The 17,737-nt window shown below is 72.5% G+C and carries 16 protein-coding genes; 15 read left to right on the top strand and 1 reads right to left on the bottom strand.

Annotated elements, in window-relative coordinates:
- Positions 1-85 precede the first annotated feature (85 nt).
- Entirely contained in the window at positions 86-1,270 is a 1,185-nt protein-coding gene (locus tag ACFO9I_RS01735; RefSeq protein WP_379177182.1) for a hypothetical protein, read from the top strand.
- 60 nt (positions 1,271-1,330) lie between these two features.
- On the opposite strand, the gene ACFO9I_RS01730 is transcribed toward ACFO9I_RS01735, so the two are convergent.
- Positions 1,331-2,755 carry an SDR family NAD(P)-dependent oxidoreductase gene (locus ACFO9I_RS01730; RefSeq protein ID WP_379177180.1) on the bottom strand — a complete coding sequence of 475 codons (1,425 nt, stop codon included), beginning with the start codon at positions 2,753-2,755 and terminating at the stop codon, positions 1,331-1,333.
- A 117-nt stretch (positions 2,756-2,872) separates the two neighbouring features.
- On the opposite strand from ACFO9I_RS01730, the gene ACFO9I_RS01725 reads away from it, so the two are divergent.
- The 14 genes from ACFO9I_RS01725 (at position 2,873) to ACFO9I_RS01660 (ending at position 17,625) form a co-directional block, all read left to right on the top strand.
- The gene (locus ACFO9I_RS01725) at positions 2,873-4,009 is read left to right on the top strand and encodes a hypothetical protein (RefSeq protein WP_379177178.1); all 1,137 of its coding nucleotides are present in this window, start codon (positions 2,873-2,875) and stop codon (positions 4,007-4,009) included.
- 54 nt (positions 4,010-4,063) lie between these two features.
- On the top strand, positions 4,064-4,819 hold the full coding sequence (locus tag ACFO9I_RS01720) for a TylF/MycF/NovP-related O-methyltransferase (protein WP_379177176.1): 756 nt from the start codon (positions 4,064-4,066) through the stop codon (positions 4,817-4,819).
- Between the two features lie 203 nt (positions 4,820-5,022).
- On the top strand, positions 5,023-5,937 hold the full coding sequence (locus ACFO9I_RS01715; RefSeq protein ID WP_379177174.1) for a Rossmann-like and DUF2520 domain-containing protein: 915 nt from the start codon (positions 5,023-5,025) through the stop codon (positions 5,935-5,937).
- A complete protein-coding gene (gene panC, locus ACFO9I_RS01710; protein WP_379177172.1) occupies positions 5,934-6,833 on the top strand; it encodes a pantoate--beta-alanine ligase in 900 nt (299 codons plus the stop codon). The genes ACFO9I_RS01715 and panC overlap by 4 nt, the downstream gene beginning before the upstream one ends.
- On the top strand, positions 6,833-7,252 hold the full coding sequence (gene panD, locus ACFO9I_RS01705; RefSeq protein ID WP_379177170.1) for an aspartate 1-decarboxylase: 420 nt from the start codon (positions 6,833-6,835) through the stop codon (positions 7,250-7,252). Before panC ends, panD begins: the two co-directional genes overlap by 1 nt.
- Positions 7,253-7,261: 9 nt before the next feature.
- Positions 7,262-8,935 (top strand): L-aspartate oxidase, encoded by a 1,674-nt coding sequence (locus ACFO9I_RS01700; RefSeq protein ID WP_379177168.1) that lies wholly within the window; start codon positions 7,262-7,264, stop codon positions 8,933-8,935.
- A gap of 11 nt (positions 8,936-8,946) precedes the next feature.
- The gene (nadC, locus tag ACFO9I_RS01695) at positions 8,947-9,864 is read left to right on the top strand and encodes a carboxylating nicotinate-nucleotide diphosphorylase (protein WP_379177166.1); all 918 of its coding nucleotides are present in this window, start codon (positions 8,947-8,949) and stop codon (positions 9,862-9,864) included.
- A 5-nt stretch (positions 9,865-9,869) separates the two neighbouring features.
- Positions 9,870-10,643 (top strand): type III pantothenate kinase, encoded by a 774-nt coding sequence (locus ACFO9I_RS01690; RefSeq protein WP_379177164.1) that lies wholly within the window; start codon positions 9,870-9,872, stop codon positions 10,641-10,643.
- A gap of 113 nt (positions 10,644-10,756) precedes the next feature.
- Complete coding sequence (locus tag ACFO9I_RS01685; RefSeq protein WP_379177162.1) at positions 10,757-11,218, top strand: hypothetical protein; 462 nt, start codon at positions 10,757-10,759, stop codon at positions 11,216-11,218.
- The gene (locus tag ACFO9I_RS01680) at positions 11,215-12,171 is read left to right on the top strand and encodes a hypothetical protein (protein WP_379177160.1); all 957 of its coding nucleotides are present in this window, start codon (positions 11,215-11,217) and stop codon (positions 12,169-12,171) included. Before ACFO9I_RS01685 ends, ACFO9I_RS01680 begins: the two co-directional genes overlap by 4 nt.
- A complete protein-coding gene (locus tag ACFO9I_RS01675) occupies positions 12,168-13,592 on the top strand; it encodes a hypothetical protein (protein WP_379177158.1) in 1,425 nt (474 codons plus the stop codon). Before ACFO9I_RS01680 ends, ACFO9I_RS01675 begins: the two co-directional genes overlap by 4 nt.
- Positions 13,589-14,332 (top strand): hypothetical protein, encoded by a 744-nt coding sequence (locus ACFO9I_RS01670; protein ID WP_379177156.1) that lies wholly within the window; start codon positions 13,589-13,591, stop codon positions 14,330-14,332. Before ACFO9I_RS01675 ends, ACFO9I_RS01670 begins: the two co-directional genes overlap by 4 nt.
- Positions 14,333-14,455: 123 nt before the next feature.
- The gene (locus tag ACFO9I_RS01665) at positions 14,456-14,791 is read left to right on the top strand and encodes a histone-like nucleoid-structuring protein Lsr2 (protein ID WP_379177154.1); all 336 of its coding nucleotides are present in this window, start codon (positions 14,456-14,458) and stop codon (positions 14,789-14,791) included.
- Between the two features lie 245 nt (positions 14,792-15,036).
- Entirely contained in the window at positions 15,037-17,625 is a 2,589-nt protein-coding gene (locus ACFO9I_RS01660) for an ATP-dependent Clp protease ATP-binding subunit (protein ID WP_379177153.1), read from the top strand.
- The last annotated feature ends 112 nt before the right edge of the window (positions 17,626-17,737 follow it).

The raw sequence follows: 17,737 nt of genomic DNA, 5'->3' as shown, positions 1-17,737 counted from the left end.
GCCGTGGCCGGGACATATGCTGCATCGCTCTCCGCCCCACCGGACACCGTACGACCACACGCAACGCCGAGAGGTGCACAGGGACATGGAACCGCTTCCCGAGGGAACCCACCTGATCCACATCGGTCCCCAGAAGACCGGCTCCACGGCGATCCAGGCGGCGATGCACGCGGCTCGCGAGACGCTGCGTGAGCACGGCGTGCTCTACCCCGGCCCCACGCCGAAGCCGCGCGAGGCCGCCGAGGTGGGCCTCGGCTTCGACCGCATGGACGGCCGGCCCAACAAGCCGATGCAGGCGTGGGACGACCTGCTGCGACAGCTGCAGGAGCCGGGCCACCAGCGGGTGTGCGTGAGCCTGGAGGCGTTCGGGCGGGCCACCGACGAGCAGATCAGCCGGATCGTCTCCGAGCTCGGCGGCGGGCGACCCCACGTGATCGCGGCGGCGCGCCGCTACGACACCCTCATGCCCTCCCAGTGGCAGGAGCGGGTCAAGTCCCAGCTGCGCCTGTCCTACGACGAGTGGCTGCGGGTCGTCCTCGGCCCCGAGGACCCCGAGGACCCGCGCTGGCGCAACCTCTGGGTGCCGCACGACACGGTCAGCCTGCTGCGTCGCTGGGCCGACGTGGTCGGGGAGGAGAACGTCACGCTGGTCGTCCTCGACGAGAACGAGCGGGACCGGCTGCCGCGCACCTTCGAGTCGCTGCTCGGCCTCCCCACGGGCGTGCTCGACCTCGAGGGGGCGACGCAGAACCAGTCGCTGACCTACAACCAGACCGAGCTGCTGCGCCGGCTCAACATCCTCTTCCATGACCGCTCGTGGCCGCGCTCCGACTACCACGACCTGGTCCGCAAGGGCGCCGTGCAGCAGATGCTGCGCGTCCCGGCGGCGCCCGGGGAGGTCCGGATCCCCGCGCTCCCGGTCTGGGCGCGCGAGCGCCTCGTGGAGCTCTCCGACCAGCGCATCGAGGGGCTCGGCAAGCTGTCGGTGCGGGTCGTGGGTGACCTGGAAGCGTTGCGCGTGCAGCGTCTCGACGGTCCGGCCGAGGTGGCCGAAGCCGACCCGCACGTCTCGCTGGAGACCGCGGTGAGCGCGCTCGAGGGGCTCATGGTCGCGTCGAACCGACGGCTGCGCGAAGAGCGGAGCGCCTTGCGCAGGCGCCTGCGCGCCGCCCGCCGTCGGGCCTCGGCGGCGAGCGCAGCCGCAGCCGCAGCAACGCCCGACGGCTCGAGGAGCCGTCGCGCCCTGCGGCGTCTCGTGCGGGGCCGCTGAGGCGGCTGGCCCGCTCCGGGTCCGCGGGGCCGGGGATCCGGGACCGGAACCCCGGGTGGCCTACTGGGCGGTCTCCGCGGCGCTCAGGGGGTCGTCCTTGCGGACGTCGATGATGTGCCCGGTGTGCGAGGAGATCAGCACGTCGAGCGACGTCTGCGCGACGATCCCCGACTCGAGCAGCGTGCCGGCCGGCTCCTGGCCGAAGGCCTTGGTCCGCATCGGGGTGGCGGTGCGCTCGGGGTTGACGCAGTTGACCCGCACCCGGTCGGCTGCCCACTCGTCAGCGAGGGCCTGGGTGAGGTTCACCGTGGCGGCCTTGGCCGAGGAGTAGAGGCTGTAGCCGCTGCGGCCACGGGTGTAGGAGCTCGACGTGAACAGCAGCAGCGAGCCGGAGGTCTCCTTCAGCAGGGGGTAGAACACCTGCGCGATGAAGACGGGGGCGAGGTAGTTCACCTCGGTGGCGGCGTAGATGGTCTCCTCGCTGGTCTCGAGGAGCGTGCCCCGAGGCAGGATGCCGGCGGTGTTGACGACGTAGTCCACCCGCCCGGTCTTGGAGATGACCTCCTTGGCCGCGGCGGCCACGTCGGCACGACGCTCGACGTGGGTGTTGGTGCTCGACCGGCTGAAGGTGAACACCTCCGCGCCCAGGCCGGCGGCCAGCTCGGCGATGTCGGCGCCGATGCCGTAGCTGCCCCCGAACACCACCATCGTCCTGCCCTCGAGCGCGGCGCGGTACTCGTCGTCCGAGGCGGGGACCGGGACGTCGTTGCTGGTGAGCTGGAACAGCTTGTCGGCGAGGTAGACGTCGACCGGCTCGGTGACCTTCATGTTCCGCTCGTCGCCGTGGACCACCCAGATGGGCTCCTCCGGCAGGTAGCGGAGCACGACCGTGCAGTCGTCGGTGGCGACGAAGTCGGGGTCGGTGCTCGCCACCGCGTAGGCCTTCTTGATGACCGACGAGCGGAACGCCTGCGGGGTCTGGCCACGGCGCAGCCTGGCCCGCGGCGGGATCTCCTTGATGGTGTTGTCGTCGGAGACCTCGATGATCGTGTCGGCCGAGGGGATCGCCACGTCGACCGCCGGGTGCGTGGCCAGCGCGTCGAAGCACTCCTGGATGATCCGTGGGGTCACCAGCGGGCGGACGGCGTCGTGGAAGAGCACGTGGCACTCCTCGTCACCGAGGCTCTCCAGCGCGCGCAGCGTGGTGTCGTTGCGGGTCTCGCCGCCCTCGAGGATGTCGGTGACCTTGTCGTCGTACCCGCCGCTGCGGACGATGGCGCGGACCGCGTCGAGGTGACCGGGGGCCATCATGATCTTGATCTCGTCGACCGCCGGGTGGCTGTGGAGCGCGATCAGGGCGTGCTCGAGGATCGTCTTCCCGGCGACCTTGATCAGCTGCTTGGGGATGTCCAGCCCGATCCGGGCACCCACGCCGCCGGCGAGCAGGACGGCCACGTTACGGACGCGGTCTGGCTTCGACTCCATGGCGGGCATTGTGTCAGAGCCGTCGCGGCCGCCCGGCTGCCCGGGGCCGCCTCCCGGCCCGGGCCGACGGGTAGGGTGAGTCGGCCCGGGAACGGGCGAGGACACGAGAGGCGAGGCGTGAGCAACGAAGACCCACTGCTCCTCCCACCCGGTGCGCGGCTGCTGCACATCGGGCCGCACAAGACCGGAAGCACCGCGATCCAGGTCTCCCTCCACGAGGCCCGCGACGCCCTCGCCGCGCACGGCGTCCACTACGCCGGCAAGAAGGTCCGTCCGCGCAAGGCGGTGTGGTCCATCGGCGTCCGGGTGCGCCCCGCCGGCACCCCGCGCCCCTCCGAGAAGAACTGGCGGAGGCTGGTCGACGAGGTGGCCGCCGCCGGGGACCAGCGCGTCTGCATCAGCAACGAGGACTTCGGCCGGGCCACGCCCAAGCAGATCCGCAGGATCGTCGGCGAGCTCACCGGGGACGACGCGCACGTCGTCGCCGTCGCCCGTCGTCTCGACCGCTACCTCCCGTCGCAGTGGCAGGAGCGGGTCAAGGCCGGTGACAGCCGGTCGTACGACGAGTGGCTGCGGGTGGTCCTCGAGCCGCAGGTCGGCGACTACTCGTGGGACCGCCGCGACCCGGAGTACTCCTGGGACCGCACCAACGTCTGGTACGCCCACGACACCGAGGCGCTGGTGCGTCGGTGGACCGACGTCATCGGGCCCGACCGGTTCACCCTGATTGTCAGCGACGACCGCGACCGCCAGCTGCTCCCCACGACGTTCGAGCGGATGCTCGGCCTCCCGGCCGGGACGCTGCAGCTCTTCCCGGACCGGTCGAACCGGAGCCTCACGTGGGCCGAGGTCGAGCTGGTCCGCGCGGTCAACGAGCTCCTCACCGCACGAGGCGTGCCCCGGCCGCAGCTGCAGTCGATCGTCTCCCGCGGCATCGTGCGTGCGTTGCAGGAGCGCCCGGGGGAGCAGTCCGGGCCCCGGACCCCCCCGCTGCCCGACTGGGCGGCGGAGATCGTCCGCGAGCGCAGCGCCGCCCGCCTCGCGGTGATCCGCGACCTCGGAGCCCACATCGTCGGGGACCCCGACTCGCTCATGGTCACCGATGAGGGGTCCGAGGGTGACCTCGCCGACCCGCCGCGGGTCTCCGCGGCCACCGCGGCCGCGGCGCTGGCCGGAGCGCTGGACCGCGTGGGCGGACCCGGATCGCAGGATCGGGACGTCCCGGACGCGGACGCCACGCCCGAGGAGGAGTGACGCAGGTCTCGCTCGCCGCGCAAGAGTGATTGAATCGGGCCCATGGTCTCGTTGATGCGAAAGGCAGCTGCCCGCCTCGGTGGCAACGAGCCGGCGCCTGCGCCGGCACCCGCCCCGCCGAAGAAGCCCAAGTACCCGCTCGACTACGATCCGGCGGCCTGCGAGGTGATCGACCTCGTCAAGCCGTACACCATGACCAGCCACGAGAAGCTCTACGCGCTGATCACCGCGGTCCGCTACGTCGTGGACGCCCGGGTCGAGGGGGCGCTGGTCGAGTGCGGCGTCTGGCGCGGCGGGTCCATGCACGCCATCGCGCGGACCCTGGACGAGCGGGGCGTGCACGACCGCGAGCTGCACCTCTTCGACACGTTCCAGGGGATGACCGAGCCCACCGAGCGCGACCGCAAGATCAAGGGTGACCGCCGCGCCGACGAGCTGCTCGAGACCTCCGCGAAGAACACGTGGGTCTGGGCGGTCGCGTCCATCGAGGACGTCCGCGAGGGGCTGCAGACGCTGCCCTACCCCTACGAACGCTTCCACCTCGTCAAGGGGCCGGTCGAGGAGACCATCCCCGAGCACTGCCCCGAGAAGATCGCGCTGCTGCGCCTGGACACCGACTGGTACGAGTCGACCCGGCACGAGCTGGAGCACATGTACGACCGGCTGCAGCCGGGCGGCATCCTCATCATCGACGACTACGGCACCTGGCAGGGCTCCAAGGAGGCCACCGACGAGTTTGTGGCCCGGCTCGACAAGCCCCTGATGCTGATGCGTGCCGGGCGCTCCCGGATCGCGGTCAAGCCCGGCTGACCCGGTCCCGGCGCGCCGGCGCGGTGTCGGCCACGTCACTCCCGGACCCGTTCCGTCGCGTGCGGGACGGGGCGTAGATTCGGTGGTGGTTCCACCTCGGGAACACCACGCACGAACGAGCACACGTCCGGTACCCACCCCGGCCTCCGCGGAGCACGATCCCGCGGGGGTGGTCGGAGGGACTGGAACGAAAGGTTCGCACCATGACGAAGGCACCTGTGCGCCTGCGGGTGGGCGTCGTCGGCGCAGGTCGCGTCGGGGCCGTCCTCGCAGCCGCTCTCGGCGGAGCCGGCCACCACGTCGTGGCCGCCGCCGGCGAGTCCGACGCCTCACGGCTCCGCATCGCCGAGCTGCTGCCCGGCGCCGCCAACGAGAAGCCGACCGCGGTCGCCCGCTCCTGCGACCTGCTGCTGCTCACGGTCCCCGACGACATGCTGCCCAACGTCGTGACGATGCTGGCCGCCAGCGGCGCGATCCACGAGGGCCAGTACGTCGTGCACACGTCCGGCCGGCACGGGCTGGCCGTGCTGGAGCCCGCTGCCTCGGTCGGGGCCCGGGTGATCGCCCTGCACCCCGCGATGACCTTCACCGGGACCGCCGTCGACCTGCCGCGCCTCGCCGGCTGCGTCTTCGGCCTCACCGCTCCGGCCGGCGAGCGCGCCGTGGCCGAGAGCCTGGTCGCCGACCTAGGCGGCCGGCCGATGTGGGTGCCCGAGGAGATGCGCACGCTCTACCACGCCGCGCTCGCCCACGGCGCCAACCACCTGGTCACCCTGGTGACCGAGGCGATGGAGATGCTCACCGCCGCCGGTGCCGACGACCCCGCCGGCACGCTCCGCCCGCTGCTCACCGCCGCCCTCGACAACGCCCTGCAGCAAGGCGACGCCGCGCTGACCGGCCCGATCGTCCGCGGCGACGTCAACACGGTGCGCGCCCACCTGGCCGACATCGGCGCCAACGCGCCCCAGACCCTCGCGTCGTACGTCGCCCTGGCCCGCGCCACGCTCGACCGGGCGGTGACCGACGGACGGGTGCTGCCGATCCGGGCCGCCTCGATCCGGCTCGCGCTCGACGAGGCCGTGGCTCCCGCCGCCCGGAACCGGATCACGCTGCCGTGACCGGGACGCCGGTCCTCGCCACCACGCGCGAGGAGCTCGCCGCGCTGCTCGCGCCCGCGCGTGCCGAGGGGCGCCGGGTGGGCCTCGTGCCCACCATGGGGGCGCTGCACGAGGGGCACGCCAGCCTGGTCCGGGTCGCCCGTGAGCACGTCCCGGACGGGCCGGTGGTGGTCTCGATCTTCGTCAACCCGCTGCAGTTCGCCGCCGGCGAGGACCTCGACCGCTACCCCCGCACCCTCGAGGCGGACCTGAAGGTCTGCGAGCGCGAGGGGGTCGACGTGGTCTTCGCGCCCTCCGTCGAGGAGGTCTACCCCGGCGGGGACCCGCAGGTCACGGTCGAGCCGGGTCCGCTGGCCGACGTCTTCGAGGGCGCGACCCGCCCCGGTCACTTCCGCGGCGTGCTGACCGTCGTCGCCAAGCTCTTCGGCCTCGTCCGTCCGGACGTGGCGGTCTTCGGTGAGAAGGACTACCAGCAGCTGGTCCTGATCCGCCGGATGGTGCTCGACCTGAACATGGGGGTGACGGTCGTCGGCGCGCCCACGCAGCGCGAGGTCGACGGGCTCGCGCTGTCCAGCCGCAACCGCTACCTCGAGGGGGAGCAGCGTGAGCAGGCGGTCGGGCTGAGCCGCACCCTGCTCGCCGCCCGCGAGGTCTCCGAGTACGGCCCCGACGTGGCGCTCGACTCCGCGCGTGCCGAGCTGCGCCGGTCCCTCGGCGTCGACCTCGACTACCTCGCCCTCGCCGACCCCGGGCTCGGCGAGCTGCCCGCCGACGTACCCGCCGGCACCGAGGCCCGCATCCTCATCGCGGCCCGCGTCGGCGGCACCCGCCTGATCGACAACATGCCCATCACGCTCGGGTCGGGCCCTGAGCGCCGCCAGCCGAAGGACTCCTGATGCTCCGCACCATGATGAAGAGCAAGATCCACCGCGCCACGGTCACCCAGGCCGACCTGCACTACGTCGGCTCGGTGACGGTCGACGAGGACCTGCTCGACGCCGCGGACCTGCTGCCCGGGGAGCTGGTGCACGTCGTCGACATCACCAACGGCGCCCGGCTGGAGACGTACACGATCGCCGGCGAGCGCGGCTCCGGGGTGATCGGCATCAACGGCGCCGCCGCCCGCCTGGTGCACCCCGGTGACCTGGTGATCCTCATCGCCTACGGCCAGATGGAGACCGCCGAGGCGAAGACGCACCAGCCGCACGTGGTCTTCGTGGACGCCGACAACCGCGTGCTGGCGACCGGCAGCGACCCGGCCGAGACCTTCGACGGCTCCGGTCTGGTCCGGGGGGACCTCACCGCCGCCCGATAGCCTTCACTCGTGAACGGCAGAGCGGTCGACGCCCCCGTACGCCGGGTACCCGGCCGCCTGAGCGCGCCGCCCCCCGGGTGGACCACGACCGCGGACGTGGTGGTCGTCGGCTCCGGGATCGCCGGGCTCACCGCCGCCCTGCGGCTGCGCGACCGGGTGGCCAAGGTCCTCGTCGTCACCAAGGACGTCCTGGCGGCCGGCTCCACGCAGTGGGCGCAGGGCGGCATCGCCGCGGCGCTCGGGCCCGAGGACACCCCCGCGCAGCACGAGCACGACACGCTCGTCGCCGGTGCCGGGGCGTGCGACCTCGACGCCGTCCGGGCCCTGGTCACCGAGGGTCCCGAGGCGGTCCGGGAGCTGATCGCGCTCGGCACCCGCTTCGACCACGACCCCGACGGGGTGCTGTCGCTGACCCGCGAGGGCGGCCACCACCGCGACCGGATCGCCCACGCGGGCGGCGACGCCACCGGCGCCGAGATCCAGCGCGCGCTCATCGCCGCCGTCGAGCAGGCCCCGGAGATCGAGGTGATCCAGCACGCGCTGGCCGTCGACCTGCTGCTCGACGCCGAGGGGGGCGTCGCCGGCCTGACGCTGCACGTGATGGGCGAGGGCCAGCGCGACGGCGTCGGCGCCGTGCACTGCCGCGCGGTCGTGCTCGCCAGCGGAGGCCTGGGCCAGGTGTTCTCCCAGACCACGAACCCGTCGGTCGCGACCGGTGACGGCATGGCGGTCGCGCTGCGGGCCGGTGCGGCGCTGCGCGACCTCGAGTTCGTGCAGTTCCACCCGACGGTGATGTACCTCGGTCCCGCGTCGCGGGGACAGCAGCCGCTGATCTCGGAGGCGGTGCGCGGCGAGGGTGCGTTCCTGGTGGACTTCGAGGGCAACCGGTTCATGCAGGGCGTGCACGAACTCGCCGACCTCGCGCCGCGCGACGTGGTCGCCAAGGCCATCACCCGGCGGATGAACGAGACCGGCCACCCGCACATGTGGCTGGACGCGCGGCACCTCGGCGCGGCGTTCTGGGAGCGGCGGTTCCCGACCATCCTGGCCACCGCACGGTCCCACGGCGTCGACCCGGTCACCGAGCTGATCCCGGTCGCGCCGGCCTGCCACTACGCCTCGGGCGGGGTCCGCACCGACCTGTGGGGCCGCACCAGCGTGCCCGGCCTCTACGCCACCGGGGAGGTCGCGTGCTCGGGCGTGCACGGCGCCAACCGGCTCGCCTCGAACTCCCTCCTCGAGGGGCTGGTCTTCTCCCGGCGGATCGCGAGCGTGCTGCCCGGGGAGCTGCGGCCCCGGGCCGAGCCTGCTGACGACACCCGCACGGCCGGCCTGGTGCCCGGCTCGGTGCGCCGCGAGCTGCAGGAGGTGATGACCTCCCGCGTGGGCGTGCTGCGCAGCGCCGACGGGCTGGCCGAGGCGGCCCTGCTCCTCGACAAGCTGGCCGGGGCCGGGGCCGACGAGGTCAACCAGGAGTCGTGGGAGACCACCAACCTGCTCACGATCAGCGTCGCGCTGGCGGGCGCCGCCGCGCTGCGCGAGGAGACCCGGGGCTCGCACTGGCGCGAGGACTTCCCCGCCCGCGACGACGCCGGCTGGGCGGGACACCTCGACGCCGTGATGGCCGACGGCGAGACCACGCTCGACTTCCACCCGGCCGCCGCCACCGACCAGTCCGCCTGAGGAGAACCGCCGTGACCGCCCGCACGCCGTACGACGCCCTGCCGCCCGCGCTGCTCGCCGAGCTGGAGGACGCCGGCCTGGACGCCAAGGCCGTCTACGACGCGATCGTGGCCGCCGTCGCCGAGGACCTCCCCGGCGACGACGTCACGAGCGTCGCCACGATCCCCGCCGACGCCCGCGGCGTCGCCGACTTCGGCGCGCGGGAGCCCGGTGTCGTGGCCGGCCTGCCGGTCGCCGCGATGGTCTTCCACTACGTGATGGGCGACGAGGTCACCGTCACCGACCGGCTCCCCGACGGCACCCGCGTGGTGGCGGGCGACGTGGTGATGCGGGTCGCCGGGCCGACCCGCGGCCTGCTCACCGCGGAGCGCACCGCACTCAACTACGCCTCGCACCTGTCCGGGGTGGCCACCGCCACCGCGGCCTGGGTCGAGGCCCTGCAGGGGACCCGCGCCCGGGTCCTCGACACCCGCAAGACGCTGCCGGGCTACCGCGCCCTGCAGAAGTACGCCGTGCGCTGCGGCGGCGGCGTCAACCACCGGTTCAGCCTCTCCGACATGGCGATGGTCAAGGACAACCACGTGGTGGCCGCGGGCGGCGTGGTGCCCGCGTTCCACGCCGTGCGGGCGGCGTACCCGCACCTCGAGGTGGAGGTCGAGGTCACCGACCTCGACCAGCTGCGCGAGCTGCTCGAGGTCGGCTGCGAGCGGATCCTGCTCGACAACATGGACACCGCGACCATGGCCGAGGCGGTGCGGCTGGTGGAGCGGGCGGGGGCCTCCGGTCGGGTCACCCTGGAGGCCAGCGGCGGGCTCACGATCACCCGGGCGCGGGAGGTGGCCGAGACCGGCGTTGACTTCATCTCGGTCGGCGCGCTCACCCACTCGGTCGTGGTCCTCGACCTCGGCATGGACCTCCAGGAGGCATAGACCGCGTGGCGCTCCTGGCGGCCGACATCGGCAACAGCCACACCGTCCTCGGCATCATCGAGGACGGCGTGGTCGTGGCCGACTGGCGGATCGCCACCGAGGAGCGGCGTACCTCCGACGACTGGTCGGTCGTCCTCAAGGGCCTGCTCGACGACGACCTCGCGCGGATCGACGGGATCGCGGTCTGCTCGACGGTCCCGGCGGTGCTGCACGAGTGGCGCGAGATGCTGGCCGGCCACTTCCCCGACGTGTCCAGCGTCGTGGTCGAGCCCGGGGTGCGGACCGGGGTCCCGGTGCTGATGGACAACCCGCGCGAGGTCGGCTCGGACCGCATCATCAACGCCCTCGCGGCCGCCACGGACTACGGCGGGCCCGCCATCGTGGTCGACTTCGGGGGCACCGCCACCACCTTCGACGTGGTCAGCGAGCGCGGTCAGTACGTCGGCGGGGCCATCGCGCCCGGCATCGAGATCTCCCTGGAGGCGCTCGGTCGCCGGGGTGCCCAGCTGCGCAAGGTCGAGCTGCTGCGCCCCCGCGCGGTGATCGCCAAGAACACCGTCGAGGCGCTGCAGTCCGGCATGGTCTTCGGCGTCGCCAGCCAGGTCGAGGGGGTCGTCGCGCGGATGATCGCCGAGCTCGGGGCCGAGCCGGCCGACGTCCGCGTCATCGCGACCGGCTACCTCGCGCCGCTGGTGATCGGCGAGTGCCGCTGCTTCGACGAGCACGTCCCCTGGCTCACCCTCCGCGGCCTGGAGCTCGTCTTCGAGCGCAACCGCTGACGCCGGCCGCGGTCTCGTGTGACCCGTGCGTCCACAGCCCTGGACCGGGTGGTTTCGGACGGGTGGCCGGGCGGGCATTGCTCCTGTGACGCAGACCATGCACAGGAGCACGTATGTACGGGGAACCCAGCAGGATCCGGGAGGTGGCCGCCCGCCTCGAGAGACGGGCCGACCAGCTCAGGACCGAGGCCGACGAGCTGCACGAGGCGAGCCAGGAGGTCGGCTGGACCTCCGTGGCCGCGGACCGGATGCGGGAGCAGGCGCGGCTGCGTCGCGACGAGCTCCGCGGCGTCGCCCGCGAGTACGACGAGGCCGCGCAGAAGGTCCGCGAGCACGCGGCCGAGGTGCAGCGGCTGCTCGACCTCATCGCCAGCATCGAACGGCAGGTGCGCTCGATCATCAGCGGCGCCCTCGACCGGCTGCAGGGGGCGCTGTCCGACCTCGCCCACGGCATCAAGGACGCCCTCACCCCGGGTGAGGAGTCCGACCGGCGGCTGGCGAACCTCGACACCCCGCCACCGGGCCACAGGGACTGGCTCGACATGCCCGACGTCGTCCCGGGGATCCGGCTGTGAGCCCGGTCGTGCGGGTCCGGCCGGCAGCGCCCGGCCCCGACGTCCCGCTGGTGCCGTTCCGGGTCACCCTCCGCCTCGACGAGCTCGTCCTGGCGGCCCGGATCGCCGACCTGCCCCTCCCGGTCCGCACCGACCGCCTCATGCGCGAGGACCGGTTCAGCGACCGGTTGGCCGGCACCCCCGCCAGCGAGGCCCGCGCGGTCCTCGCGGCGGCGCTCGCCCGGGTCGAGGACGACGGGCCCGACGGGGCGCGGGCGTCGTTGACCGCCCGGGGCCTGCTCGGGGGCGACACCGTCGACGTCGGCGTCGTGGCCGCGCTGTCCGTGCTCGCCGCGGGCCCGCTGGGGGCGCTCCTCGACGTGGCCCTGGTCCGCGCGGAGGGAGACCTCCGCCTGCGCTCGTGGTTCGGGGCCGCCCCCTCGACGGTCGCCCAGCTCTCGACCACCGACGGGCTCGAGCACGAGCTGGCGTGGTTCGCGCCCGCGCTGTGGGTCTCGCAGGTCACCCGCGCCGTGTCCGTCGAGCCGTGGGTGCCGCGCCCGGCGCCGCTCGCGCTCCCCGACTTCGTGTCGCTCCCGAGCGAGCTGCTCGCCGGCAGCGAGAAGGCCCACCGCGAGCGGCGAGCCGACCTGGTTCCCGCGCTCGCGGCGACGTACGCCGGCCGCGTCCGGCTCGGCGACGCGCGGGCGGTCCGCGCCGCCGACCCCGACGAGGTGCTGAGGCTGCTCAGCACCCTCGGCACCGCCACCCGCGGACGGCTGCGGATGGCCACCCGGCGCCGCGACCGCGAGGACGCCGACCCGGCGGTCGCCTCGTGGCTCCTGCTCGACGACGGCTGGCACGAGCTGCGACCCGGCCGCGACGCCACGGCGGTGCTGCGCCGCCGTGACGCCCACGACCTCGGGCTGCTCAGCCGGCCCGCCGTCGCCGCGGTGACGGAGGTGGCCGCATGAGCACGCCCGACGTCACGGTGAGCGGGGGTGCCGGCGGCATCGACGCGCGCTACGACGACATCGAGCGCCTCGGCCGGCTCTACGGCGACACGGGCGCGTGGCTGCTCGAGGCGGCCTGGGACGACAAGCTCGAGGCGGCCGACGGCGACCTGCTGGCCTCCGCGATCCTCTCGCCCGGCACGTTCGCCGCCGCCGAGGGGGCCATCGTCGACGCGACGTACGGTCCCCGCGGGCTGGTGGCCAGGGCGCTCGTGATCGAGGCCGAGAGCTTCTGCTTCGTGGCGGTCGTCGAGGTCTACCGCAGCGCCGACGAGCTGCGGCACGGAGTGATCGAGGCGCTGTCCTACGGGCTGGGCTTCGTCGTCGGCGTCGACCTGCCGGGCGTCCTGGTGCTCGGCGGCATCGTCTACGGCGGCCTGCACCTCTCCGGCGTGAGCAACGAGGAGATGATCGCCTTCCTCGAGGACCACCCCGAGATCGCCCAGACACTGGTCAACGGCGGCGGCGGCCTCCTCGACGGCATGTCGGTCAACCCGCTCACCGCCCCGCTGATGGACCTGCTGGGCCTCGACGGCTTCCACCCCGACACGGGGTCGGCGGCCGACGACCTGGGTGACCTGCTCTTCGGCGACCACGCCGGTGACCTGAACGACGACTACCCGTCCACGGAGTTCCAGGACGCCATCGACGCACCCCACGACGTGCAGGACGTCGTCGACGACCTGGGCGTCGTGGCCACCGGCACCCCCCACGGGGTCATCAACGTCCAGCAGGTGGTGGGCCCCGACGGCTCGGTGCGCTACATCGTCCAGCTGCCGGGGACCGACGAGTTCCTCGACGAGCACGCGATCCGCAACATGGGCTCCAACCTCGACCTCATCGCGGGCGACTCCACGGCCTACGCCGATGCGATCCGCCAGGCCATGGAGGCCGCCCACGTGCCGCACGACGCCCCGGTGATGCTGGTGGGCCACTCCCAGGGCGGCATGCAGGCCGCGGCGCTGGCCGGCGACCCCGACTTCGAGTACCACGTCACGCACGTCGTCACCGCCGGGTCCCCGGTCGCCACGTCCGGGATCCCCGACCACGTGCAGGTCCTCAGCCTGGAGAACACCGGCGACGTGGTGCCGTTGCTCGACGGCGAGGCCAACCCGGCGACGGCCCACCACACGACCGTGCAGGCCGATCTCCACAGCGGCAGCTTCGGCGCCGGGCCCGGGCAGAACCACTCCCTGTCCACCTACAGCCAGATCGCCGGCGCGGTCGACGCCAGCGACGACCCGTCGGTCCAGCACTTCGTGGAGTCGTTGCAGCAGCAGGGCTTCCTCGACGGGACGACCTCGAGCTCGACCTCCTTCCAGACCCAGCAGGGGGACCAGGTGCGGCCGGCCGGGCTGCCGATCGGCAGTCTGGTGCCATGAGGTCCCTCCTCCCAGTCCTCGGCTGCGTCCTCGCCCTCGGTGCGTGCAGCAACCCGACGAAGGCCCTTCAGGACCAGGCCGCCTGCCCCGGCCGGACCTGCACCGACGACGCCCGGGACCGCTACGACGCCATCGCCGGGCTGGACCGGGTGACCGGCGTCGAGAGCGTGGCCCGGACCTACGGCCTCGACAAGGGGGCCGCCAGCACCGCCACCGTGCAGGCCTCGGTGCGGGACGACCGCCAGGCCCGGCAGGTCGCCCTCGACGTCCTGGCCGAGCTCGACGCCTGGCCCGACCACGAGCCCTCGACGGCGACCGCGACGGTCAGGGCGGACCCGGTGGTCGACACCGAGTACGTCGGCCGGCAGACCGAGGACCTCTCCAACCCGTACTTCAAGGAGTGCTCACCCGCCGAGTGCGAGCAGGCGCTCACCGACCTGCGGGAGCGCATGCTCGCCGAGATCGACGGCCTGCGCGACGTCAGCGTCGCGGTCCGGGGCGGGACGCTGCGCATCGAGGGGACCACCGACCCCGAGCAGTACTCCCTCGCGGCGGCGGCCGTGCACGGGATGGTCCTCGACACCGCCCTCCGGCTGGCCGACCGGCTCGACGTCGAGATGCGGTCGACCGGCCCGCTCGAGCTCACCCTGCGGCTGCGCGAGGGCCGGGTCTGCGCCCAGGCGCCGGGCACGACCGCGGCGTGCGACGAGGAGAATTCACGACCTTTCGACAATTCCTGACCCGAACTCGCCGTGAACTCGGATCAACTCCTCCTCAATTGGGAAATACTCGATTATCTGGCACACTTTGTCGCGCCGTTAATGACGGCAATTCCTTTCGTGCGAAATTGAATTGAGGAAGAAATGGCGCAGAAGGTCAACATCGTGCTGGTCGACGACATCGACGGAAGCGAAGCGACCGAGACGGTTTCCTTCGGCCTGGACGGCACGTCGTACGAGATGGACCTCAACGACGAGAACGCCGCCCGCCTGCGCGACGCCCTGGCGGAGTTCGTGGGGCACGCCCGCAAGGTCGGCTCCGCCTCCCGGCGCGGTGGCGCTCGTCGCGCCGGCGCGGCTGCCACCGGCGGCCCGAGCGCCAAGGAGATCCGGGACTGGGCCCGCTCGAACGGGTACGACGTGCCCGACCGCGGTCGGGTCTCCGCGGAGGTGCGTGAGGCGTACGACGCCGCGCACTGACCGACCCACCCGCACGCCGAGTCGGCGCTCGTGGACACCGCTGTGTGTCGAGGAGCGCCGACCCGGCGCGTGTCGGGCCCTCGTCGGCGGCCGACCTGCGCCCGTCCGGCCTGTCCTGTTCGCTCTGAGCGGAGCGGAGACCGCGCGCATCCGGGAACGCGTAGGCTGTCGTCGGGGTTAGTTCTCATGTCCGGTCCCGTCGATCCACGAGCGGGACGGCCCCGAGCTCCTGAGGAGAGTTGCAGATGTTCGAGCGGTTCACAGACCGAGCCCGCCGGGTGGTCGTGCTGGCCCAGGAAGAGGCCCGCATGCTCTCCCACAACTACATCGGCACGGAGCACATCCTGCTCGGCCTGATCCACGAGGGGGAGGGCGTCGCCGCCAAGGCGCTCGAGAGCCTCGACATCTCGCTCGAAGCCGTCCGCGCCCAGGTCGAGGAGATCATCGGCCAGGGTCAGCAGGCGCCGAGCGGTCACATCCCGTTCACGCCGCGTGCCAAGAAGGTCCTCGAGCTGTCCCTGCGCGAGGCGCTGCAGCTCGGCCACTCCTACATCGGGACCGAGCACATCCTGCTCGGCCTGATCCGGGAGGGCGAGGGCGTCGCCGCCCAGGTGCTGCAGAAGCTCGGCGCGGACCTCAACCGCGTCCGCCAGCAGGTCATCCAGCTGCTGTCGGGCTTCCAGGGCAAGGAGTCCGCGTCGTCGGGCGCCGCCGCGAGCGGCTCGACCAGCGACGCGCCCTCGTCGTCGCTGGTCCTCGACCAGTTCGGCCGCAACCTGACCCAGGACGCCCGCGAGGGCAAGCTCGACCCGGTCATCGGCCGGGAGCAGGAGATCGAGCGGGTCATGCAGATCCTGTCCCGCCGGACGAAGAACAACCCGGTCCTCATCGGTGAGCCCGGCGTCGGCAAGACGACGATCGTCGAGGGCCTGGCCCAGGACATCGTCAAGGGCAACGTGCCCGAGACGCTGAAGGACAAGCAGATCTACACGCTCGACCTCGGCGCCCTGGTGGCCGGCTCCCGTTACCGCGGTGACTTCGAGGAGCGCCTGAAGAAGGTGCTCAAGGAGATCCGCACCCGCGGCGACATCGTGCTGTTCATCGACGAGATCCACACCCTCGTCGGTGCCGGCGCGGCCGAGGGTGCCATCGACGCCGCCAGCATCCTCAAGCCGATGCTGGCCCGCGGCGAGCTGCAGACCATCGGTGCGACCACGCTCGACGAGTACCGCAAGTACCTCGAGAAGGACGCCGCGCTCGAGCGCCGCTTCCAGCCGATCCAGGTCGCCGAGCCCTCGATCGCGCACACCATCGAGATGCTCAAGGGCCTGCGCGACCGCTACGAGGCGCACCACCGGGTCACCATCACCGACGAGGCCCTGGTCTCGGCGGCGACGCTGGCCGACCGCTACATCTCCGACCGGTTCCTGCCGGACAAGGCCATCGACCTCATCGACGAGGCCGGCTCCCGGCTGCGCATCCGCCGGATGACCGCCCCCGCCGACCTGCGCGAGTACGACGACAAGATCGGCGACGTGCGCCAGCGCAAGGAGGCCGCGATCGACGGGCAGGACTTCGAGGCGGCCGCGCGCCTGCGCGACGAGGAGAAGCAGCTGATCCTGAAGAAGGCCGAGCGCGAGAAGCAGTGGCGCGCGGGCGACATGGACGAGGTCGCGGAGGTCGACGAGGAGCTGATCGCCGAGGTGCTCGCCGTGGCGACCGGCATCCCGATCGTGAAGCTGTCCGAGGAGGAGTCCACCCGGCTGCTCAAGATGGAGGACGAGCTGCACAAGCGCGTCATCGGCCAGGAGGAGGCCGTCAAGGCCCTCTCGCGGGCCATCCGTCGTACCCGCGCCGGCCTGAAGGACCCCAAGCGTCCCGGTGGCTCGTTCATCTTCGCCGGCCCGTCCGGTGTCGGTAAGACCTGGCTGTCCAAGACGCTCGCGGAGTTCCTCTTCGGCGACGAGGACGCGCTGATCCAGCTCGACATGAGCGAGTTCGGCGAGAAGCACACGGTCTCGCGGCTCTTCGGCTCGCCCCCCGGCTACGTCGGCTACGAAGAGGGTGGCCAGCTGACCGAGAAGGTGCGGCGCAAGCCGTTCTCGGTCGTGCTGTTCGACGAGGTCGAGAAGGCGCACCCCGACATCTTCAACAGCCTGCTGCAGATCCTGGAGGAGGGTCGCCTGACCGACTCCCAGGGCCGGGTGGTCGACTTCAAGAACACCGTCATCATCATGACCACCAACCTCGGCACCCGCGACATCGCCAAGGGCGTCAACCTCGGCTTCCAGCAGAGCGGCGACGCGGCGGGGTCCTACGACCGGATGAAGGCCAAGGTGTCGGAGGAGCTCAAGCAGCACTTCCGTCCCGAGTTCCTCAACCGTGTCGACGAGATCATCGTGTTCCCGCCGCTGTCGCAGGAGCAGATCATCTCGATGGTGGACAACATGATCGCGGCGGTCGAGAAGCGCCTCAAGGACCGCGACATGCAGCTCGAGCTGACCCAGCCCGCGAAGAACCTGCTCGCGCAGCGGGGCTTCGACCCGGTGCTGGGCGCGCGGCCGCTGCGTCGCACGGTCCAGCGTGAGATCGAGGATACCCTCGCCGAGAAGATGCTCTACGGCGAGGTCGGCCCCGGCCAGATCGTGCTCGTGGACGTCGAGGGCGAGGGTCCCACCGCGACCTTCACCTTCAAGGGTCAGAAGGTCGGCGCGCTGCCGGACCTGCCGCCGTTCGAGACCGCCGGCGTCGAGCTCACCGGTGGCGAGGGCGCGACGGACGAAGGTGACGAGCCCGGCCCGATCGACGTCCCGAAGTCGCCCGACAACGACTGACCGTTCCCCGCTCAGCCTGCAACGTCATCCGGCCCGGTCGCTCCTGCGACCGGGCCGGATGACGTTCCGGCGGACGTCATGCGGCCCGGCTGCCTCGGCGACCTGTTCGTAT

The sequence above is a fragment of the Nocardioides sp. GCM10023255 genome, assembly GCF_042653125.1.
Taxonomy (GTDB): Bacteria; Actinomycetota; Actinomycetes; order Propionibacteriales; family Nocardioidaceae; genus Nocardioides.
This window is presented reverse-complemented; position numbering and strand designations above follow the sequence as displayed.